Origin of the sequence: Paenibacillus terrae (assembly GCF_000943545.1) — a bacterium.
Taxonomy (GTDB): domain Bacteria; phylum Bacillota; class Bacilli; order Paenibacillales; family Paenibacillaceae; genus Paenibacillus; species Paenibacillus terrae_A.
Genome location: NZ_JTHP01000017.1, coordinates 43,081 through 63,390, shown reverse-complemented (window position 1 = coordinate 63,390; position 20,310 = coordinate 43,081). Strand labels below are relative to the sequence as shown.

17 protein-coding genes, 1 pseudogene and 1 riboswitch are annotated in these 20,310 nt (G+C 50.4%); of the genes and pseudogenes, 11 read left to right on the top strand and 7 right to left on the bottom strand.

What is annotated here, in order from left to right; all coding sequences use genetic code 11:
* Positions 1 to 105 precede the first annotated feature (105 nt).
* Positions 106 to 1,253: pseudogene (locus QD47_RS10780) on the bottom strand (iron-containing alcohol dehydrogenase).
* A 285-nt stretch (positions 1,254 to 1,538) separates the two neighbouring features.
* Here QD47_RS10780 and QD47_RS10775 point away from each other — a divergent pair.
* Positions 1,539 to 2,417 carry an AraC family transcriptional regulator gene (locus QD47_RS10775; RefSeq protein WP_044646123.1) on the top strand — a complete coding sequence of 293 codons (879 nt, stop codon included), beginning with the start codon at positions 1,539 to 1,541 and terminating at the stop codon, positions 2,415 to 2,417.
* 100 nt (positions 2,418 to 2,517) lie between these two features.
* Here QD47_RS10775 and QD47_RS10770 read toward each other — a convergent pair whose 3' ends face one another.
* Both QD47_RS10770 and QD47_RS10765 read right to left on the bottom strand, forming a co-directional pair.
* Entirely contained in the window at positions 2,518 to 3,009 is a 492-nt protein-coding gene (locus tag QD47_RS10770) for a DinB family protein (RefSeq protein ID WP_044646122.1), read from the bottom strand.
* 208 nt (positions 3,010 to 3,217) lie between these two features.
* The gene (locus QD47_RS10765) at positions 3,218 to 3,832 is read right to left on the bottom strand and encodes a superoxide dismutase (protein ID WP_044646121.1); all 615 of its coding nucleotides are present in this window, start codon (positions 3,830 to 3,832) and stop codon (positions 3,218 to 3,220) included.
* Positions 3,833 to 4,358: 526 nt separating this feature from the next.
* Between QD47_RS10765 and QD47_RS10760 the strand changes: the two genes are divergently transcribed.
* The 7 genes from QD47_RS10760 (at position 4,359) to QD47_RS10730 (ending at position 9,812) form a co-directional block, all read left to right on the top strand.
* A complete protein-coding gene (locus tag QD47_RS10760) occupies positions 4,359 to 4,784 on the top strand; it encodes a GNAT family N-acetyltransferase (protein ID WP_014279774.1) in 426 nt (141 codons plus the stop codon).
* 130 nt (positions 4,785 to 4,914) lie between these two features.
* Positions 4,915 to 5,499, top strand: a complete 585-nt coding sequence (lepB, locus tag QD47_RS10755) for a signal peptidase I (RefSeq protein WP_044646120.1) — start codon at positions 4,915 to 4,917, stop codon at positions 5,497 to 5,499.
* Between the two features lie 100 nt (positions 5,500 to 5,599).
* On the top strand, positions 5,600 to 6,037 hold the full coding sequence (gene rnhA, locus QD47_RS10750; protein WP_025681918.1) for a ribonuclease HI: 438 nt from the start codon (positions 5,600 to 5,602) through the stop codon (positions 6,035 to 6,037).
* 89 nt (positions 6,038 to 6,126) lie between these two features.
* Positions 6,127 to 7,839: a tRNA epoxyqueuosine(34) reductase QueG gene (queG, locus tag QD47_RS10745; protein WP_044646119.1), complete on the top strand. Its 1,713-nt coding sequence runs from the start codon at positions 6,127 to 6,129 to the stop codon at positions 7,837 to 7,839.
* 107 nt (positions 7,840 to 7,946) lie between these two features.
* Complete coding sequence (locus tag QD47_RS10740) at positions 7,947 to 8,201, top strand: YneF family protein (protein ID WP_044646118.1); 255 nt, start codon at positions 7,947 to 7,949, stop codon at positions 8,199 to 8,201.
* A 51-nt stretch (positions 8,202 to 8,252) separates the two neighbouring features.
* Entirely contained in the window at positions 8,253 to 8,846 is a 594-nt protein-coding gene (gene folE, locus QD47_RS10735) for a GTP cyclohydrolase I FolE (RefSeq protein WP_044646117.1), read from the top strand.
* 120 nt (positions 8,847 to 8,966) lie between these two features.
* Positions 8,967 to 9,812, top strand: coding sequence for a lipoate--protein ligase family protein (locus QD47_RS10730; protein WP_044646116.1), 846 nt, complete (start codon positions 8,967 to 8,969; stop codon positions 9,810 to 9,812).
* Between the two features lie 36 nt (positions 9,813 to 9,848).
* On the opposite strand, the gene QD47_RS10725 is transcribed toward QD47_RS10730, so the two are convergent.
* Positions 9,849 to 11,249: a Fe-Mn family superoxide dismutase gene (locus tag QD47_RS10725; RefSeq protein WP_044646115.1), complete on the bottom strand. Its 1,401-nt coding sequence runs from the start codon at positions 11,247 to 11,249 to the stop codon at positions 9,849 to 9,851.
* Positions 11,250 to 11,505: 256 nt separating this feature from the next.
* The gene (locus QD47_RS10720) at positions 11,506 to 12,543 is read right to left on the bottom strand and encodes an alpha/beta hydrolase (RefSeq protein WP_044646114.1); all 1,038 of its coding nucleotides are present in this window, start codon (positions 12,541 to 12,543) and stop codon (positions 11,506 to 11,508) included.
* Between the two features lie 299 nt (positions 12,544 to 12,842).
* On the opposite strand from QD47_RS10720, the gene QD47_RS10715 reads away from it, so the two are divergent.
* Both QD47_RS10715 and thiC read left to right on the top strand, forming a co-directional pair.
* Positions 12,843 to 13,586 carry an IclR family transcriptional regulator gene (locus QD47_RS10715; RefSeq protein WP_044646113.1) on the top strand — a complete coding sequence of 248 codons (744 nt, stop codon included), beginning with the start codon at positions 12,843 to 12,845 and terminating at the stop codon, positions 13,584 to 13,586.
* 107 nt (positions 13,587 to 13,693) lie between these two features.
* A riboswitch (TPP riboswitch) is annotated at positions 13,694 to 13,806 on the top strand.
* Positions 13,807 to 13,988: 182 nt separating this feature from the next.
* Positions 13,989 to 15,776: a phosphomethylpyrimidine synthase ThiC gene (gene thiC, locus QD47_RS10710; RefSeq protein WP_044646112.1), complete on the top strand. Its 1,788-nt coding sequence runs from the start codon at positions 13,989 to 13,991 to the stop codon at positions 15,774 to 15,776.
* A 117-nt stretch (positions 15,777 to 15,893) separates the two neighbouring features.
* Here the strand turns inward: thiC and QD47_RS32495 are convergent, their stop codons facing one another.
* Complete coding sequence (locus QD47_RS32495; protein ID WP_200893412.1) at positions 15,894 to 16,046, bottom strand: hypothetical protein; 153 nt, start codon at positions 16,044 to 16,046, stop codon at positions 15,894 to 15,896.
* Positions 16,047 to 16,555: 509 nt separating this feature from the next.
* Here QD47_RS32495 and QD47_RS10705 point away from each other — a divergent pair.
* Positions 16,556 to 17,392: a YitT family protein gene (locus tag QD47_RS10705; RefSeq protein WP_044646111.1), complete on the top strand. Its 837-nt coding sequence runs from the start codon at positions 16,556 to 16,558 to the stop codon at positions 17,390 to 17,392.
* Positions 17,393 to 17,535: 143 nt separating this feature from the next.
* Here QD47_RS10705 and acnA read toward each other — a convergent pair whose 3' ends face one another.
* Entirely contained in the window at positions 17,536 to 20,247 is a 2,712-nt protein-coding gene (gene acnA / locus QD47_RS10700) for an aconitate hydratase AcnA (protein ID WP_044646110.1), read from the bottom strand.
* Between the last annotated feature and the right edge of the window lie 63 nt (positions 20,248 to 20,310).

Sequence of the window (20,310 nt, the reverse complement as noted above, 5' to 3'; positions counted from 1 at the left end):
TTTTTTTTGTTCTTTTTTTATTAAGCCCGACATCTCATTTAAATAACGATACGTATAGGCAATACCTATCCATAGTCGTAGCTGAGTGCGCAGCGAAGGGTTTATCTACATCGCCTGTTCAAAAATGTCGATCACTTCCTGCTGTGTAGGCTGGATCGGATTGGTTACACCGCAGGCATCTTTGAGTGCGTTGGCGGCGAGAACAGTGAAGTCTTCACGCTTGACGCCGAGTTCTTCCAGCCCGGAAGGGATGTTGACCCGTTTAGCCAGCTTTTCGATAGCGTGCAGGGCGAGGTTGGCACCTTGCTCCGGTGTAACACCATCCGTTTTTTCGCCAAGTGTACGGGCAATGTCGGTGAGTCGTTCGGCGGAAGCCTTGGCATTATAGCGCTCTACATGCGGCAGCAAAATGGCGTTACAGACCCCATGCGGCAGAAGCCACCCAGTTGATGCGCCATGGCGTGAACAAAGCCTAATCCGGCGTTATTGAACGCCATCCCTGCGAGGAACTCGGCGTAGGCCATTTGGCTACGGGCTTCCACATCGTTTCCGTCATCGACGGCTTTGACCAGATGATCCCGAATCAGCTCAATTGCTTTAAGCGCGCAAGCATCTGTGATCGGTGTGGCATTTGTGGAAACATAAGCTTCAATAGAGTGAGTGAGCGCATCCATCCCTGTTGCGGCAGTTAATGACTTGGGCATAGCCATCATCAGATCAGGATCATTGACGGCAATGAGTGGTGTCGTGTGCTTGTCGACAATCGCCATTTTGATATGACGCTCTTCATCCGTAATAATACAAAACATGGTCATTTCACTAGCTGTTCCTGCCGTGGTGTTAATGGCAATCAGTGGGAAGGAAGGCTTCGCGGATTTATCCACGCCTTCGTAGTCGCCGATCTGTCCGCCGTTGGAGGCCAAAAGCGCGATTCCCTTCGCACAGTCATGCGGTGACCCGCCTCCGAGCGAAATAATAAAATCACACCCGGATTGTTTAAGCAGCGCCAAGCCCTCGTTGACATTGGAAACCGTGGGGTTCGGCTGCGTGCCGCTGTATACGACGGATTTTACGTTATGACTGTCCAACATGGTTGTTACTTTTTTCACAATTCCAATATCAACTAAAGGCTTATCGGTTACGATCAATGCATTTTTAAAGCTCAATTTTCCGATTTCTGTACCTGCATCCGCCAGTGCGCCTGAGCCCATAAGACTCATACCCGGCATCATGAATTTGGAAGTTCCCGTCATAAATATGCATCCACCTTTGTTATTATTTTGAGGTAAATCAAGGTATAATGATGGAATTAAAGGATCTTGCAACCATCCTTATATCCTTATCATACTGCCCTATATTGGCGGGAACTAACGCATTTTATTATAAAATATCGTGATTTTTAAAAGGGAGCATTTTGCATAAATCCAGGGAGCGGCCTTCAATCAGCAATATAAAGATCGGAATGATTCTGTCCGTCTATAAATTGTATCCATGAGCGACTGGAATCGAATTATGCAAACTGCTGAAGGGTGAAACGGATGGAACATTCCAAGACTTTAGGCGACTTTAATCGTTATAGCGAACTGCAATATGGATATGAAACCGATCTGATCAGAATTTTGTATTATGATCTCCCGGAAAATTATTACGAGAAATATGCTTCATATGAATGCCCGAAGCTGTGTACGATTTTGGAGGGGAGAAAAGAAGTCAAAATTAATGAAACGGAGCAGTTTGAATACGATTCTCAGGAGATTATCCTGCTTCCTCCACAGTCCAGCGTTGAAATGAAAATCAAAGAACACACCAAGGCACTGGTCTTTGAATTAAGCGATCAGTTGATGGAACGGTTAAGGAACGTGGTAGAGGAGGAATTTCAGGTCCCGGAGAGTTGCCCGACCCATGCGGTGGTTCGCTGCGAGCTGAACGAAAAGGCGGACTCACTTACCGCATCGATGGAGCGGATCAAGCAATATATGACACATCCCGCTGAAAGAAAAAATTTCCTGATTGATCTGAGCGCTCAGGAAATGGCCTATCATCTGCTACAGATGCAGGTGCTTGAGCAGAATCTGCTTACGAATCATCGGCATCCTGTGTTTCGAGCGATCCGGGATATTCAGGAGCAGTTGCCTGGCATTAGGCATGTGAAGGATTTGGCGGATAACTATAATATGTCACATGCGAATTTCACGAATCAGTTTAAAAAAATAACAGGATTAACCCCGCTTGACTATATAACGAATCAAAAAATGCAGCTTGCCAAGCAATGGCTCCAGCACCGGAACGTGACGGAAGTCGCTTTTGATTTAAATTATGAGAGCGTCTCCTATTTTATCGGTCTTTTTAAAAAGAAGTATGGCATTACGCCCAAGCAGTATCAGATGAGTGTGCAGCGGCAAGCAGTTCTTATCTAATGTGAAACATATCCAGAAAGTAAAAGAGTCCGTCCTCAGCAGTTAAAAACTACTGAGGACGGCCCCGTGTTCACATGGATATACATTTACGCCGTTAAAGCTAATCAACACCACGATCACTCTCAATCAGCCCTTTGCCGATTACATTGGCCGAAACCGGAGGCTTGCCGAGCTCCCGGGACCATATGGACAACTGCCCAATATGGTGGATTTGGTGAGCAATGACATGGCGCATCACCTCGCCCCAGGCATAAATCACAATCCTGCCGTCCGGGAGGTGACCTTCAAACCTTTTTCGTTCCAGACCTTCATGCCAGGAGAGCACGAACGGCTCGACATCGACTCGAAACTTCGCATCCAGCTCGCGGACCTTGTCCAGCGTATCATACCGCGAGAAGTCCTCCTGAAAGTCGGGTTTGCCCTGAATCGTTTGAACCCAGCTCCACTCAACATCGACGACATGAAACAACGTATTCAGAATGCCGCCAACCCCGCCGACGCGTTCTTTCAGAAGTTCCTCCTGCGGCACCTCTTCACACCAGCGGTACCATTGTTCCCGAATCATCCAGTTGTAACGAAAAAAAGTCTGCATCCATGAACCTCCAGCGTTGTATTTGAAAATCGTTGTTATCATCTTACCATGGAATGCCAAACCTTTTTCAGCTTCATTCTGGCGGTTCCAGTTAGGCTAAATGGAGGGGCTTTTGTCCATTCTTTTAAATTGAAACAAGGCTGTCTCACTCGTAGAAATTCTACTTTGGAGACAGCCTTTATTATAGGGTAGTGATGTTGTTACCAGCTTATTTTTTCGCTGCTGCGTAACGTTTGTTCACTTCATCCCAGTTGATAACATTGTAGAATGCTGCAATGTAATCCGGGCGTTTGTTTTGATATTTCAGGTAGTAAGCATGCTCCCAAACGTCCAGTCCAAGTACCGGGGTCAGACCTTCGGAGAGTGGGCTGTCTTGGTTAGGAGTGCTGGTGATTGCCAGTTTGCCGTCTTTGCCGACAACCAGCCAAGCCCAACCGCTACCAAAGCGTGTTGTAGCTGCTTTTGTAAAATCTTCTTTGAATTTGTCATAGCCGCCCAGCTCGTTGCTGATTGCTTCAGCAATAGCGCCAGTTGGTTGTCCGCCGCCGTTAGGGCCAATAACTTCCCAGAACAGGCTGTGGTTGTGGTGTCCGCCACCGTTATTGCGAACCGCAGTGCGGATGCTTTCAGGAACGCTGTCCAGATTGGAGATCAGATCCTCCAGGCTTTTGTTTTGCAGTTCAGGAGCGCTTTCCAGAGCTGCGTTCAGGTTTGTTACATATGTGTTATGGTGACGATCATGGTGAATTTCTACTGTCAGCGCATCAATGTGCGGCTCCAGTGCGTCTTTCGCGTAAGGAAGTTCTGGTAATTGAAATGCCATTGTAAAATCCCTCCTGATTATATGGTTTGGGTAAGGTATTCCTATGTAATAATACCCTCTACAGTTATATTAAACCGCATTCAGACTATTTTATCAACATTTTTGTTTGTAAAATAGCAAACTGGGCAATACGACCTAGTAGCTATCATGTCCAAAAACCCGCTTCGAATACATGTGTATAGGTAATAAGAGGAAAATTATGCAGCTCAAAAATGTAAACGTTTCATATACAGCGCTTACATGAGAAAAAGGGATGTATTCCATCTAAAAGTGTGGTTTAATGGTCAAGGAAGCAGAAATTTCGGTTTTTTTGTCGTCTGCTATATCTCGTCATGTCCGCGAATATGACGAATTTGAGGGAATAAACCCTTTTCCTGTTCTTCAATTCATATATAGCAGATCGTATGCATTTTTATCATAATGCCTTGTGATTAACACCGTGCTAAGAACTTTAAGGATTTATGTAAAAAATGATGGTGCTGTCTCAATTTGTTTTATTAAGCTTACGAAAAGGGAGATATTACTTATGCACGTTCGTTCCTTTCAATTGAGTGATGTGAATCCAGTAATGGAACTCATGCAGATTGCCTTGTCTGAGGAGTGCTACAAAGAGACGGTGGGTGCTTTTGCCCGTCAACTTTCGTGGGATTCCGGCTTGATCGTCGTTGCGGAAGAGGATGAAGAGCTGGTTGGCGCTCTAATCGGCACGATTGATCAGAATCATGGTTGTTATTATCGTATTGCTATTCACCCGGACCATCGTCGGATGGGAATTGGCAAATCGCTTGTAGAGTCCATGGAGCAGCGTTTTCAGCAACGTAAGGTTAGCCGCATCTGGGTAGCCGGAGACAAGCATAACAGCGCGGCCATGCCTTTATATGAAGCGATGGGCTACGGGGCAAGTCAGATTTTACAGACTTTTCAGAAGCTCAGCATTTTAGCTCCTCATTAATCGGCAATGGATATAAAGAGAATCGAATATTTTTAAAGCTAATATTTCCATTTAGAGCATATCTGAGTAACCGTTGCAATCGGGTACGGGATATGCTTTTCTATTTATAACAGGGTTGAGGAGGTTTTTTATGGACGCTTTGGCTCCTTCGTCAGGTCCGCTTCCCTCGCCGGAAACGTCCAAACCTGTAGGTCGTGGGGGATATATACGCGATTGGTTGGTGACTCTTCTGATTGCGATGACCGTCTTGCTGCTGCTGAGCCTGTTCGTGTTTAATTTGTCTACGGTCAGGGGACATTCCATGCAGCCGACACTTATGGAAAGCCAGCACTTGTTCGTTAACAAGCTGATTTACAATTTTCATGATCCGGGCAGGGGGGATATCGTGATATTACAAGATCCCGACTCCAAGCCGTCCAGCCCGAGATTTTTAGTGAAAAGAGTAATAGGTACCCCCGGGGATGTAATCCGGGTTGAGCATAATCATCTATATGTGAACGGCGAGCTGCAAAACGAGCCTTACACCGACTCGGAGATTGAGGACGGTGATTACGGTCCTTTTACAGTGGAGCCGGGGCACTTTTTTGTCATGGGTGATAACCGACACGCCGCGGGCAGCAAGGACAGCCGATATTTTGGAAGCATCAAATCTCAGGATTTGCTGGGGCGTGCGGAGCTTGTATTTTGGCCGTTATCCGAGTGGAAGTGGCTGTAGAGTAGCCATAGTCTGTATGCTGAAAATTAATGGGGAACGTGTGCAAATCGTCAGGATCATGACGGAGCAGGCGGTTACCGATCAGGAAAGGAAGAGAAATATGAAAGAAGTGATGGTATATACCGACGGCGCTTGTTCGGGCAATCCCGGACCTGGGGGCTGGGGCGTCGTTTTGCTATATGGAGAGCATCGCAAGGAGTTGTCCGGGGCAGAAAAAATGACGACAAACAATCGCATGGAGATCAAGGCTGTCATTGAAGCGCTTAAGCTGCTCAAGGAGCCTTGCCATGTAAAGGTACACAGTGACTCCGCCTATGTCGTAAACTGCTTCAAACAGGGCTGGATTAAGAATTGGCTTCGTAACGGCTGGCGTAACAGTAAAAATCAGCCAGTTGAAAACAAGGAGTTATGGGAAGAACTGTGGGAACTGATGAGCAAGCATGAGGTAGAGTATGTGAAGGTCAAGGGTCACAGTGACAACGAGCTGAATAATCACTGTGATTTTCTGGCGACCAGCGCTGTTAAAAATTTACGGTAGCATCTGCTGAACTATTCTGTTGAAATTTGAGATATGAGGATTTTGCAAAAATCCTCATATAAGTGATATGAAAGAGAGGTGAGTATCGGATGCAACGCGGACAGACACCAACGGCTGCCGGAACCGCTTTGACTTGGGCCTCGCTCAAGCAGGAGATTATCGAAGCCGCTCCGGGACTGGGCATCGACTCCATCGGGTTCGCATCCGCCGATCCCTTTCTGTCTCTGAAAGCAATATTGGAAGAGCATCGCGTCAAAGGCTATGAATCGGGTTTTGAGGAGCCGGACATTGATAAACGGATCTACCCGGAGCTGTACGGTTCGCAGCCTGCATCCCTGATTGCCATTGCGGTGGCTTATCCTTCCAAAATGAAGGACCCGCCGAAGTCGGACAAAGGCAAGTACCGTGGTATTTTGGCACGTTCCGCCTGGGGTAAGGACTACCACTTGGTGCTGCGCGAGGCAATGGAAAAGCTGGAGGCTTTTATAGGTGAACGGGTTCCCGACGCGATTATGAAAAACATGGTGGATACCGGGGAGCTATCAGATCGGGCTGTTGCGGAACGGGCGGGTATTGGGTTTAGCGGAAAAAACACGATGATGATTTCACCGACACTGGGGTCATGGATTTATCTCGGTGAGCTGCTGACGAATATCCCTTTTCAGCCAGATGAGCCGGTTACGGACGGTTGTGGGGAGTGTACCAAATGCTTGGATGCGTGCCCTACGGGCGCGCTTGTCGGGCCGGGGCAGCTCAATGCCCAGCGGTGTGTGTCCTTTTTGACGCAAACGAAAGGCTTTCTGGATGAGGAATTTATGCTGAAAATCGGGAATCGGTTGTACGGATGTGATACCTGCCAAATCGTATGCCCGAAAAATCGGGGCCTCAACTGGGATCATCATCCTGAGCTTACACCTGATCCTGAGATTGTGAAGCCATTGCTGCTGCCGTTACTGGATTTGAGCAATCGTGAATTCAAAGAGAGATTTGGTCAAAGTGCGGCAGCCTGGCGAGGAAAGAAGCCGATTCAGCGCAATGCGGTTATTGCGCTCGGCAATTTCAAGGATATTAGCGCCGTGCCCAAGCTGACGGAGGTTCTGTTGGATGATCCGCGTCCTGAGCTTCGGGGTACGGCAGCATGGGCTTTGAGCCGAATTGGAGGAAAACACGCAATGACAGCGATCAAGCAAGCATCTGAGAAGGAACAACATGAGCAAGTACGCGAAATGGTCGCGCAGGCGCATTCCAAACTTGAGGAACGAGAACAGGCTGAACAGCAAAAGGTCTCAGAAGGACCGACTACGATTTATTATGATGAAATGGAGACACCCATTGGCATTTTGACGCTGTGTGCGACGGACCTGGGGCTATGCCGGATTGATTTTGGCATTTTTCATGCGAAGGAGGCACTGCTCCAGCAATGGGCCCGTACATGGATCGGGGAATATGTTTATGTGCAGGAGCCGGAAAAGCTGCGCGAGGCTGCGGACCAACTGCGTGAATATTTTGCCGGGAAACGACGTGATTTCACTGTGGCCTATGATTTGAGGGGTACTCCTTTTCAGGAGCAGGTATGGCGTGCGCTGCAAAATATTCCGTATGGTCAAAGCGTGTCCTACAAGGATATCGCGGAGTCAATTGGCAGAGCCAAGGCGGTACGTGCGGTCGGCGGAGCGAACAACAAAAATCCGTTGCCCATTCTGATTCCATGTCACCGGGTATCAGGTGCAAACGGGAGCTTGGTCGGGTATGCCGGGGGCCTGCCAACCAAGATGAAGCTGCTGGATTTGGAGAAGCAATGAGGACATACGTTTGCAAATTGTGATTTGCTAGCTGTCCCATGTTTTGCTATGATAGGTTCGTGTATAATTCAAGAGGTTTCATATAAATATACAGAGGTGACGACTTCGTGGTGTGGAATATTGTCATTCCGATCATTACCCTGATTGTTGGTTTGGTCGGGGGATTTTTCATCGGTGCTTATTATCTTCGCAAACAGCTTGAAAAGATGCAAAACGATCCTGAGACGCTGCAAAAGATGGCCAAGCAGATGGGTTATAACCTGAATGGGAAGCAAATGCAGAAAGCCCAGCAGATGATGAAGAACCAGCAGTTCTCCAAAAATCAGCCAGGTCAGCGTAAAAATCAGGGCAATCGTAAATAATGAGCAACATAAGCACGAATGCCGCATGAGGTTGCACAGAGGAGGATTACTGTGGCTGGCGTAAAAGATTATATTAACCGCAAAGCTGCGGATAACCGGGATAAAATCGAGTATCATGTGGAGCAAATTCTACAACTGATCGGTGAGGACCCCAAGCGTGAAGGCTTGCTGGAAACACCGACACGCGTAGCGCGCATGTATGAGGAGATATTTGCAGGTTATGAGGTTGATCCCCGGGATGCGCTGGGTGTAACATTCGACGAAAATCACGAAGAGCTTGTGATTGTGAAGGACATCGTCTATTACAGCCAGTGTGAGCACCATATGGCTCCTTTCTTCGGAAAAGTGCATATCGGCTATGTACCCAGCGGCAAAATTGTAGGACTAAGCAAGCTTGCCCGTCTGGTTGAGGCTGTGACGCGCCGTTTGCAGGTTCAGGAGCGCATTACGGCACAGATCGCAGATATTTTGAATGAAGCGGTCTCCGCTCACGGGGTTATGGTGGTCGTGGAAGGCGAGCACTTGTGTATGTGCGCAAGAGGCGTCAAAAAGCCTGGCAGCAAAACGGTAACATCTGCGGTACGCGGAACGTTTCGTGATGATGCTGCACAGCGTGCAGAGTTCCTCTCGCTGCTCAAGGATTAACCGAACAGGCGTGACGATGATGGGATGAATAAAAAAGGGTGGTTTACGCATAGGCGTAGCCACTCTTTTTTGCTAACATGAGAATAGGTGGACGTTAGCTGCTTTGAAGGAGGATACAGTATGGAGAATGTACATATGTCAGCAGACAAAACAACGGTTTTGCCGGATCTGCAATGGTTTGAAGCGCCACTCGTGACCACTCAGACGGATGTTTTGTCTCCACTGGCGTGGGAGGAACTGGCCTGTCGGCAAGTAGGGCAAGGAGCTGCGCCTGTTTTGCATCTGTGGCGGCACCCGGCTGCGCTGGTGATCGGCCACCGGGACCGCAGGCTTCCGTACGCGCCGCAGGCGATGGAGCGTGTGCGGAACGCCGGAACCTCGGTATGCGTGCGTCCCTCGGGCGGAGCGGCCGTCATGCTGGACAGGGGGGTACTGAACCTGTCCCTGATCCTGCCGAATCCGCAGCGAGCGATCAGCCTGCATGAAGATTTTCGGCTTATGGCGGGGCTGATTGCCGATGCGCTGGCCCCGTGGTCCGCCGAGGCGCAGACCGGGGAAATCGCCGGGTCCTTCTGTCCCGGCGATTACGATGTCAGCGTCCGAGGCCGCAAGTTTTGCGGCATTGCGCAGCGGCGGCAGGCCAAGGCCTATATCATCACGGCTTTTGTGATGATTGAGGGCAGTGGCGCGGAGCGCGCACAGGCGGTGCAGCAGTTCTATGCGGAGGCAGCCGGAGCTGCGTCGCCGGGCGTTGCGCAACCGGATTATCCGCAGGTGAATCCGGCAACGATGGGCAGCCTGGCGGAGCTGGCCGGGGTGCCGTCTGTTGAGGCGTATACGGCATCGCTGCGCCGGGTAGTCGAAAGTCGGGCGGCGATTTTGCCTGCCGATGGCTCACTGGTGCAGCCGCAGGGACTGACGGAGCAAATGAGAGCGCTCAGAGAGCGATACGATTCGCAGGTGTAGTGGGAAGTATGTTCCTGGCTACAGATGAGTCTTAGCTTAGAACGGCTGCCATCTCAGCTTCGAGGCTTGGGTGTAGCGCTTTTCGACCTCAGGCCAGTTCACGACATGCCACCAGTCCTCAATGTATTTGTTGCGCTCGTTCTGATGCTTTAAGTAATAGGCATGCTCCCATACATCTATCGCCAGCAACGGAATGGACTCCCATTGAGTCAGGTTCTGGTGCTTTTCGGCCTGCAAAATTTCAAGCCGTCCTGCACGTGGACTCCACGTCAGGATAGCCCAGCCGCCGCCCTCGACCTTCTCAGCTGCTGAGCTGAATTGCTTCTTGAATGCCTCATAGCTGCCAAAGTCCTTTTTGATCTGCTCCGCCAGCGGCCCGCTTGGTGTTCCACCGCCTTGAGGACTCATGATCGTCCAGAAAAGAGTGTGCAGATAATGGCCTGCACCGTTAAACGCCAGCTCGCGTTCCCAATGCTTCACAAGGTCAAAATCACCCGTTTTCCGGGCTTCCTCCAGCTTTTTCTCCGCTTTGTTTAAATCATTCACATAGCTTAGATGATGCTTGTCATGGTGGATACGCATCGTTTTCTCATCAATGTACGGTTCAAGCGCATTATAGGGATATGGGAGCGGCGGCAAACGATGTCCCCCGATAGGAACAGGTCTGCCGGGGGAAGTTTTTTCCGTAGCCGAAGGCTCTGTCTGGCTTGACTGGACGCCTTTGTCTTTGTTCGCCCACGGTCCTTCCCACCTCGTGCCGCCTGTCTGCCCTGTCTGCCGCTCTCGCAGCGCATCCTCGGGGTAATCCTCACCCTCTGCCGCCACATGAAACAACGCAGTGGCCCGCGCAATGGAGCCGGGCTCCTGAAAGGGATTGGTGGAGATCAGGAAATACTGACTCTCATGGGCTGCGTGCAGCACAACTCCGGTGGATTTCGGCTGCTGTCGTAACGCATGGCTGTGCTCGGTCAGCAGACTGAGCTGCCGTACATACTCCTGTGACTGGCGGTTTGCGGTTTGCAGCAATTCGTCCAGACGACGATTCAGCTCTTGTGAGACAGGCTGTGAATCTGATGTCACTCCTGCTGTTGCCTCAGTCGATTGTAGCTCTTCTGGTGCCGATCCTGACCCCGATTCTCTCGATTGCCCCGGTTGCCTGGCTTGTGCTTGTGCAGCAGCCGACGACCGCTCCCATTGACGATGCCACGCCTGATCTGCCGGATCGAGGGCGCTTCGCTGCTCTTCTAGCAGCTCTATAGCGGTGCGTTCCGTCTGTTCGAATACCGTCCTCCAGTCATCCAGCAGCCGCACGTAGGCAGGCTCCAGCCCCTCTGTAGCGGACTTAATTACTTCCACATGCCAGCTTTCCTGCTGCTTCCAATGCCGGATTTCCTCCAGCACACGCAAGGGCAGGAAAGACCCGTAAGTACTCAGCATCGTTTTTACCTCCCGTATCCCACTATGGCTATCCGGGTTGGTCCCAAGAACCTGACCCGGATGCATACGTACCCAGTATATTCGCCGTCTCATCGGGAATATGTCTATAAACTCCCCGATCCGGCGCAGACATGTAATGTGGGACAATGAATACATAGTTGGACGCAAAAAAAAGAAGCCTCGCTGCAGCACGGGCTAAGTGTCCACAGACGGGCTTCTCCATATTAAAAGGAGTATGGCTTCTAAAATAGAAGCGTTACTTCGTAGTCGTTTGTTTATTGGTATTAGCGATAGTTTTCTTGTCCTGCAGTTCTTGTACACCGCTTAAAAACGTCGATACCCGCCGCAAATACTCACGTGGATGCTCTCTGAAAATAAGCTCATGCAACCCGTTTTTGACAATCCATACACTGGAAAGCGGGTTGGTTTGATTGGCAGCGAGCTTTTCCGCAATCGGGTAAGGAGCCTTTTCATCCTGCGTCCCATGCACGAACATGATCGGGAACGGATAGTTTTCCGCTTTGACCTCTTGATATGGAATCTGATGCAGGCTGGTACCGTTCAAGACCGGAAACAGCAGCTCCAGAATTTCCAGAGACGGATGGCGAGGCAGATCAATTTGATTATGAATGTTATGGTACAGCGTATCCGGCTCCAGCAGGAAGGTACTGTCCAAAATCATGGCGTCCACATCTTTGGTTTGCAAGCCCGCCTGAAGGGCGGTTCCTGCCCCCATCGAGAAGCCCCATACGATAATCTCCGAGGAGCCACGTTGCTTCGCAAGCTGGATCGCCCCGAGAAGCTGCTGGGATTCCGCTTTGCCTCCGGTTGCGACGGCTTTGCTATTTTGTGATGCGAATCCGTAATCGAACATGACAACGTTAAAATTCAAACGGTGGGCATAATGCGCCAGATCATACATCGGAATCCAGCTTTCTTCGCGGTTGGCCCCATAACCGTGGCTGAAAATAATCGTTTTCTTCGATTGATCTGCGGGGATATACCAGCCCTGCACCATCCGGCTGCCGTCCTTGGCGGGGAAGCTGACTTCCTCGTAGGGCATGCCTTTGGCCTGCATCGGGTTCGAGTACAGTGGCGCGACGGTTGGATTCGTCAGTACCCATGCGATATAGGCGTGCAGGGTAATAAAGCAAAACAACAGAAAAAATACGACCGACAGCAGCAAGGCAATGACAACATGCTTGATCCGCAGCAGCCGGGGGTTGATCAGTGGGGTGGACGGCTCCTGGACAGCATGCTGTAGCTGAGAGCTGCGCTGGGATGTCGAAATCATGTAAGAGCCTCCTTTTATAAAAATGAACTTCGTTTCATAGAATTCTAGGTACAATTCCACTTGAAAATGATAGTTTACGTCCGTATAGATACCTATTATCGTATGATGCGTGTTATCCAAAGTCAACGGCTGAACCGGAAAAGTAAAAATGATGCAAAGATTTGTCGATGTTTGTTCTCGTTCTGTAATATGGCTGTCACAAAAACATTGGTTTACAGTAGCCGCGACTATTCTATATAATTTATGTAACCATGTTTCATGGTGTGAAACGAATATGGAACAAAGAGGAGCGGTTCACAATGGAAGACCGTAAATTAACGGTTCGCGCCGTGGAGCGTGCGCTTGATATACTGATGTGTTTTACCGGAGATTCCGATCTGGGCCTAACAGAGATTGCTTCCAAAATTGGTTTACATAAAAGTACCGTTCATCGGCTGCTGACCACGCTGGAGGATCGGGGCTTTGTCGTTCGGAATCCCGCAACGGAAAAATACCGACTCGGCATCCGGATATGGGAGCTATCCACCCATCTGTCGCAAAGCGACGAGCCGGCGATCCTATTACAGCCAGCGATGGAAGGATTGCGTGACCGTCTGGGCGAAACGGTCAGCCTATACCTGCGCGATGGCAGCATGCGTATCCGCATTCAGGCTGTGCAGAGCAATCAGGCGATCCGCCGCGTTGCGCCAGTAGGTGCAAGCATGCCGCTGGCTGTAGGAGCCTCCAGCAAGGTGCTGGCGGCCTTTATGCCGCCGCAGGAGCTGGAAGCCCTGCTAAGCGGGGATGAATGGCCGCCCTCGGTAGACCCGGAGGTCTATAAGGCTCAATTGCAGGATATTCGTGAGAAGGGCTATGCGACCAGCTATGAGGAGCGGGAGCCGGGCGCTGCTGCTGTGGCTGCGCCTATCGTGAATCGGAAGGGACAGGTCGCTGCGGCCTTATCTGTATCCGGTCCGGTCAGCCGACTAGCGCCCGAGACGCTGCATGATTTTGCACCGATTTTGATCGAGGCGGCAAAGGAAATGGGGCTTATGCTTCCATAATCTCTGGAAAAGGGGACCAGGGAAGGGTTGCCAAAGCCGCAAATTTGAAGTAATCTGATGGGGATGGCGGGTTGTCCTATATAGCCGCCTCATACGAATAGAATTAACAGAGTTACTGGGGGAGCCTGTAATGCCGGGCTGAGATGGAATCGCACTAGATTCCGGACCCTTTGCACCTGATCTGGATCATACCAGCGTAGGGAAGTAATCGGCCATTGAAATGTATACGCAGCCGCTGTCTACAGCAACGCATCGGAGTATGTTTCCGCGTGCATAGCTGTCTGGATAGCTGTTTCGTTAGATTAGCCGGTTCCCTGGGGAACCGGCTTTTTTGCATAGATAGCCAGCCTGGGGATGGTTCCGGATCGGTGTGTCATTTCATCGAAACGGGAGGAATGGACAATGAAACCGACAGAAACAGAAGGAACAGTAGGGAACGTTGTGGATGAACAGACAGGAGGGGTTAAGCCCTTTCCAGGGAGCCGCAAGGTGTATATTCAAGGCTCGCGGCCGGACATTGCCGTGCCGGAGCGCGAAATCGCCCTGCATTCCACGCATACGCCACAGGGCACGGAGCATCATGAGCCGTTACGTGTGTACGATACGAGCGGTCCCATGACCGACGAAGCCTATCAGGTTGATATCCGTGAGGGCTTGCCTCCATTACGGCGAGCCTGGGCACTGGAACGGGGCGATGTGGAGGCTTACGAGGGGCGCGCCGTCAAGCCGGAGGATAACGGGTTGAAGCTTGGCTCCAAACGGGAGACGGCTGAATTTCCCGGCGTCACCAACCGTCCGCTCCGTGCGCGGCAAGGGCGTAGTGTAACGCAAATGCATTATGCGCGGCAAGGGACCATTACGCCCGAAATGGAATTTGCGGCCATCCGCGAAGGAGTGGAGCCTGAGTTTGTTCGACAGGAGTTGGCGGCTGGACGAGCCATTTTGCCTTCGAATATCAATCACCCGGAAAGTGAGCCGATGGTGATCGGGCGTCATTTTCACGTGAAGATTAATGCGAACATTGGTAATTCTGCGGTTACGTCCTCCATCGAGGAGGAAGTGGAGAAAATGACCTGGGCAGTACGCTGGGGCTCGGATACGGTCATGGACCTGTCCACAGGCCGTAACATCCATACGACGCGTGAATGGATCATCCGTAACTCCCCTGTGCCGATCGGGACTGTACCGCTGTATCAGGCGCTTGAAAAGGTGAACGGCGAAGCTGAGGCGCTAACGTGGGAGCTGTATCGTGACACGCTGATTGAGCAGGCGGAGCAGGGCGTGGACTATTTTACCATTCATGCGGGTGTGCTGCTGCGGTATATTCCGATGACGGCAAGCAGAATGACAGGAATTGTGTCCCGTGGAGGGTCGATTATGGCGGCTTGGTGCCTTGCGCACCATCAGGAGAACTTTTTGTACACGCATTTTGAGGAAATATGCGAAATCATGAAAGCCTACGATGTGGCCTTTTCCCTCGGGGATGGCCTGCGTCCGGGTAGTATCTATGATGCGAATGATGAGGCACAGTTTGCTGAGCTGGATACGTTGGGCGAGTTAACGCAGATTGCCTGGAAGCATGATGTTCAGGTCATGATAGAAGGACCGGGACATGTCCCGATGCACAAAATCAAGGAGAATGTGGATCTGCAAATGGAAATTTGCAAGGAAGCGCCGTTTTATACATTGGGACCGCTCACGACGGATATTGCGCCCGGCTATGATCATATTACCTCGGCTATCGGGGCGGCAATGATCGGTTGGTTCGGGACGTCCATGCTGTGCTATGTTACGCCGAAGGAGCATTTGGGCCTGCCGAACAAGGATGACGTTCGTGAAGGTGTTATTACGTACAAAATTGCGGCACATGCTGCCGATCTGGCAAAAGGCCATCCACGGGCGCAGCAGCGGGACGATGCTCTGTCCAAGGCACGTTTTGAATTCCGCTGGCGCGACCAGTTCAATCTTTCGCTCGACCCTGAGCGGGCCTTGTCCTACCATGATGAGACGCTGCCAGCAGAGGGAGCCAAGGAAGCACACTTTTGCTCGATGTGCGGTCCCAAGTTTTGCAGTATGCGTATCACGCAGGATATTCGCGCCTATGCGGCGGATAAGGGGCTGAACACCGAAGAAGCGGTAGCCGCCGGGATGCGTGAGAAGGCTGAGCAGTATCGGGATGCCGGGCAGTAAATCCTTGAACTTATAAACGTATGAATAACAAAAGCCGTGGTTCTCTACAGATGATGTAGGGGCCACGGCTTTTTAGCTTATGTAAAGCGAGATCATGCAACCGGATAAACGGCTGCTTTATTTTTTACCCATTTTCTCATTCAAAATGTCCTGAAAGCTGAGCTTCTTCTCCGAGCTGTCTTCTTTCTTCTGCATACTCACTGCGTTGGCACGTTGGTTTTGGTGATGAAAGGGCATCAAGGTGTGTACAGTTAAATTCATTGTATTCATGTAGGTAGTTCCTCCAATTCCATTTTGTCAAATTCAGATTGAGTTGCTTAGGACGTCTGTATAGGACTATTCGTATGTACTTGATGTCGTAATACCGGGTAGACTGCTTGGTAATGTTTCAATCATTATAAACGCATTTTTTCAAATTAAAACGCTTTTGACATAAAACAGGAAGATGGTCATATGTGTCCAAAATGAGGATTAGGTGTATGGTCATTCTGAGGGAAAATGTGCCTAGGTTCAGAACAAGGGCCAGAGGCCTGTTTTCTTAGTTTAGTAGTCGGGATCGTGTTTTTTTGTCGAATATCCTTATATAGGTGAGGATTTTGCAAAATCCTGAAGTCAATATGAAGTCAGTCTGGTGGCGAATTAAAGTGTCAAAGTTGTATTGACTTTATGTTTGGGAGTGGATACCATGAACTGGTTGTAAGCGTGTTTTAGCTACTAGAATCAGCCAATCCATCTGGCGATTCATCCGTTGAAATGTTTAAGAAAGGACCAGGACATATATGAAAAAAAGAATTGCAGACATCGCATTTATTATTCTGGGTGCGTTTTTTTTCGCGCTGGCTGTTAATCTGTTTGTTATCCCGAATGAGTTTGGCGAGGGGGGCGTTACAGGGGTCACGATCATTTTGTACTACCTGTTTCAGTGGTCTCCCTCGATCGTCAATCTGGTGATCAATGGATTGCTGCTGATTGTCGGATATAAATTTTTGGACAAGAGAACGACCCTGTATACCGTGATTGCGGTTGCTTTTAACTCGCTGTTTTTACATTTAACGGCCAACTGGCGGATTGATTCGCATGAGCCGACGATTAACGCCGTATTTGCCGGGGTTTTGGTGGGTATCGGAATTGGTTTAATCGTGCGGGTGGGCGGCACAACAGCAGGAACGGTCATTTTGGCCCGGATCGCCAACAAGTATCTGGATTGGAACATCAGCTATGGCTTGCTGTTTTTTGATCTGATTGTTGCGTTTTCGTCCTATTTTATTATTGGCCCGGAAAAGCTCATGCTGACCATCGTTATTTTGTACGTCGGTACGAAGGTTATGGATTTCATGATCGAAGGTCTGAACCCGAAGAAAGCGGTCATGATCATTTCGGAGCATCAAAATAAAATTGCAGAAATGGTCATTACCCAAATGGATCGGGGAGTTACAGTCCTGTCAGGCCACGGGTACTACACGAAAAATCCGAAAGAAGTTCTATATATCGTCATCAGCAAGCAAGAGGTGTCAGCGCTTAAAAAGATTGTGAAAGCTATCGACACAGCAGCATTTATCACCATTCATGATGTGCGGGACGTGTTCGGAGAGGGTTTTTTGGATATTTCGAAGTAATTGGCGAGTACGAAGGTTATAGGGTAACATGGTTGGAAGTCGGTCCTGAGGGATCGGCTTTTTTGTTTTATATAGATAAAAAATACCCCCGATTCGCAGATAGAGCTGCAATCGGGGGTTCTTCACATTTGACGTTCAAAAACTTAGTCTGCGATCATTTGACGCAATACGGTTTGCAGAATACCACCGTTGTGGTAGTAGTCAATATCGACGGTGCTGTCCAGACGGGCAGTTACCGGGAACTCGAACTTCGTGCCATCCTCGCGTTTGGCTACAACGGTAAGCTCTTGACCCGGCTTCACGTCATTGTCGATGCCGAGAATGTCAAACGTTTCACGACCGTTCAGACCCAGGCTGGACCAGCCGTTGCCTTCCTGGAATTGCAGTGGAAGCACACCCATACCGACCAGGTTACTGCGGTGAATCCGCTCGAAGCTTTCTGCAATGACGGCTTTGACTCCCAGCAGAAGTGTACCTTTGGCTGCCCAGTCACGGGAGCTGCCTGTGCCGTATTCCTTGCCTGCAATAACGATCAGGCTTTGATCGGCTGCCTGATATTTCATAGATGCATCGTAGATGGACATTTCCTCATCCGTCGGCAAGTATTTGGTCACGCCGCCCTCGGTGCCGGGAGCTACGTTGTTGCGGATACGGATGTTAGCGAACGTACCGCGCATCATGACCTCGTGGTTACCGCGACGGGAGCCGTAGGAGTTGAAGTCCTTGCGTTCCACGCCATGCTCCTTCAAGTACAGTCCTGCCGGGCTGGAAGGGGCGATGTTGCCTGCTGGCGAGATATGGTCCGTCGTGACCGAATCATTCAGCAGGGCAAGCACACGGGCATTACGGATTTCCTTGATATCCTGCACACCATCTTGAAGTTTTTCAAAGAATGGTGGATTTTGAATATAAGTTGATTTTTCATCCCATTCGTACAGTTCGCCTTCAGGAACCGGAATGGAGTTCCATTTTTCGTTGGCAGTAAATACATTCTCATATTTACGACGGAACATATCCGGGCTGAGAGACAGGCTGATCGCTTCCTTGATTTCCTCGGAGGTTGGCCAGATGTCTTTCAGGTAGACCGGCTGATTGTCCTGATCGTAACCGAGCGGATCATTCACCAAATCAATGTTCACCGTACCTGCCAGCGCATAAGCAACAACCAGTGGCGGTGAGCCGAGATAGTTGGCTTTGACTTGCGCATGCACGCGGCCCTCAAAGTTCCGGTTACCGGAAATGACCGCACCAACCGTCAGATCATTGTCTGTGATAGCCTGACTAACTTCGTCAGGAAGCGGACCGGAGTTACCGATGCAGGTCGCGCAGCCGTAGCCAGCCACGTGGAAGCCGAGTGCTTCCAGCGGACCGATTAGCCCTGCTTTTTGCAGGTATTCCGTCACGACAAGGGAGCCCGGCGTCAAGCTGGTTTTCACATAGCCCGGCTTTTTGAGCCCGCGTTGTACTGCCTTTTTGGCGAGCAAGCCTGCGCCCAGCATAACGCTTGGGTTGGAGGTGTTCGTGCAGCTTGTGATAGCCGCAATCACGACAGCGCCAGTACCCAGCTCGCTGGTGGAGCCGTCCGGATGGGTCAGCGGAATTTTCTGTGCGATCTTTTCATCACTCAGTCCGTAGCCGCCTTTGTCCACAGGGGTACGGATAATGCCTTCAAAGGTTTCCTTCATGCGGCTAAGCTCAACACGGTCCTGCGGACGTTTGGGACCCGCGAGACTCGGTACAACCGAAGCCAGATCCAGTTCAATCGTATCGCTGAACACAGGGTCCGGCGTATCGGATGTGCGGAACATGCCTTGCGCTTTGTAATATTCCTCTACAAGACTCACTTGCTCATCAGAACGTCCGGTGCTGCGCAGGTAGGCCAGCGTTTCCGCATCAACCGGGAAGAAGCCAACCGTTGCGCCGTATTCCGGTGCCATATTGGCAACCGTTGCACGGTCAGCCAAGCTGATGTTAGCCAGGCCGGGTCCGTAAAATTCCACGAATTTGCCGACTACGCCTTTTTTACGCAGCATTTGGGTTACAGTGAGTGCCAGATCGGTGGCGGTAGAGCCTTCCGTCAGACTGCCTGTCAGCTTGAAGCCGATAACATCCGGTGTGACAAAATACAGCGGTTGCCCCAGCATACCCGCCTCTGCCTCAATCCCGCCGACGCCCCAGCCGACGACACCCAAACCGTTAATCATCGTCGTATGGGAATCCGTTCCGACGAGGGAATCCGGGAAAACGACGGTTTCGCCGTCAATGGTTTTGGTGGCGGCCACGGATGCCAGATACTCCAGATTGACCTGATGGACGATACCGGTGGACGGTGGCACGGCACGGAAGTTGTTGAACGCCGTTTGCGCCCAGCGCAGAAAACGGTACCGTTCCTCGTTACGCTCAAATTCTACATTAATATTATAGTCCAGCGCATCGCTGGTACCAAAGGCATCGACCATAACCGAGTGGTCGATAACGAGATCGACGGGTACAAGCGGGTTGATTTGTTTCGGGTCGCCGCCCGCTTTTTTCACAGTATCGCGCATGGCTGCCAAATCGACAACCACCGGAACGCCGGTAAAATCCTGAAGCACGATGCGTGCAGGGATGAATGGAATTTCCTTGTTGGTGTCACGATCCTCAGCCCAGCCTGTAAGCTGCTGCACATGCTCCTCAGTAATTGCGCGTCCATCGAATTGGCGCACAGCGGCTTCCAGCAACACTTTAATGGAGAAAGGCAGCTTGGCGATACCGCTTTTTCCTTGTTCCTCCAGTGCCTTGAGACTGTAATAACGGTAAGGCTTGCCGTTAACTTCGAGACTGCGGGCAATGGAGAATTGATCTTTTCCTGACATAAGTATTACCTCCTTGAAGTGGATGCTTGGGGAAAATAGGGATGTCGTTTTTTCGACGTCTTG

Bases quoted from the DNA above. Each gene is read 5' to 3' on its own strand.
- lepB (WP_044646120.1), top strand. From the start codon at position 4,915: ATGGACGCTTTGGCTCCTTCGTCAGGTCCGCTTCCCTCGCCGGAAACG.
- QD47_RS10730 (WP_044646116.1), top strand. From the start codon at position 8,967: ATGGAGAATGTACATATGTCAGCAGACAAAACAACGGTTTTGCCGGAT.
- QD47_RS32495 (WP_200893412.1), bottom strand. From the start codon at position 16,046: ATGAATACAATGAATTTAACTGTACACACCTTGATGCCCTTTCATCAC.
- QD47_RS10720 (WP_044646114.1), bottom strand. From the start codon at position 12,543: ATGATTTCGACATCCCAGCGCAGCTCTCAGCTACAGCATGCTGTCCAG.
- acnA (WP_044646110.1), bottom strand. From the start codon at position 20,247: ATGTCAGGAAAAGATCAATTCTCCATTGCCCGCAGTCTCGAAGTTAAC.
- QD47_RS10765 (WP_044646121.1), bottom strand. From the start codon at position 3,832: ATGGCATTTCAATTACCAGAACTTCCTTACGCGAAAGACGCACTGGAG.
- QD47_RS10705 (WP_044646111.1), top strand. From the start codon at position 16,556: ATGAAAAAAAGAATTGCAGACATCGCATTTATTATTCTGGGTGCGTTT.
- QD47_RS10775 (WP_044646123.1), top strand. From the start codon at position 1,539: ATGGAACATTCCAAGACTTTAGGCGACTTTAATCGTTATAGCGAACTG.
- rnhA (WP_025681918.1), top strand. From the start codon at position 5,600: ATGAAAGAAGTGATGGTATATACCGACGGCGCTTGTTCGGGCAATCCC.
- QD47_RS10725 (WP_044646115.1), bottom strand. From the start codon at position 11,249: ATGCTGAGTACTTACGGGTCTTTCCTGCCCTTGCGTGTGCTGGAGGAA.
- QD47_RS10760 (WP_014279774.1), top strand. From the start codon at position 4,359: ATGCACGTTCGTTCCTTTCAATTGAGTGATGTGAATCCAGTAATGGAA.
- QD47_RS10715 (WP_044646113.1), top strand. From the start codon at position 12,843: ATGGAAGACCGTAAATTAACGGTTCGCGCCGTGGAGCGTGCGCTTGAT.
- queG (WP_044646119.1), top strand. From the start codon at position 6,127: ATGCAACGCGGACAGACACCAACGGCTGCCGGAACCGCTTTGACTTGG.
- thiC (WP_044646112.1), top strand. From the start codon at position 13,989: ATGAAACCGACAGAAACAGAAGGAACAGTAGGGAACGTTGTGGATGAA.
- QD47_RS10770 (WP_044646122.1), bottom strand. From the start codon at position 3,009: ATGCAGACTTTTTTTCGTTACAACTGGATGATTCGGGAACAATGGTAC.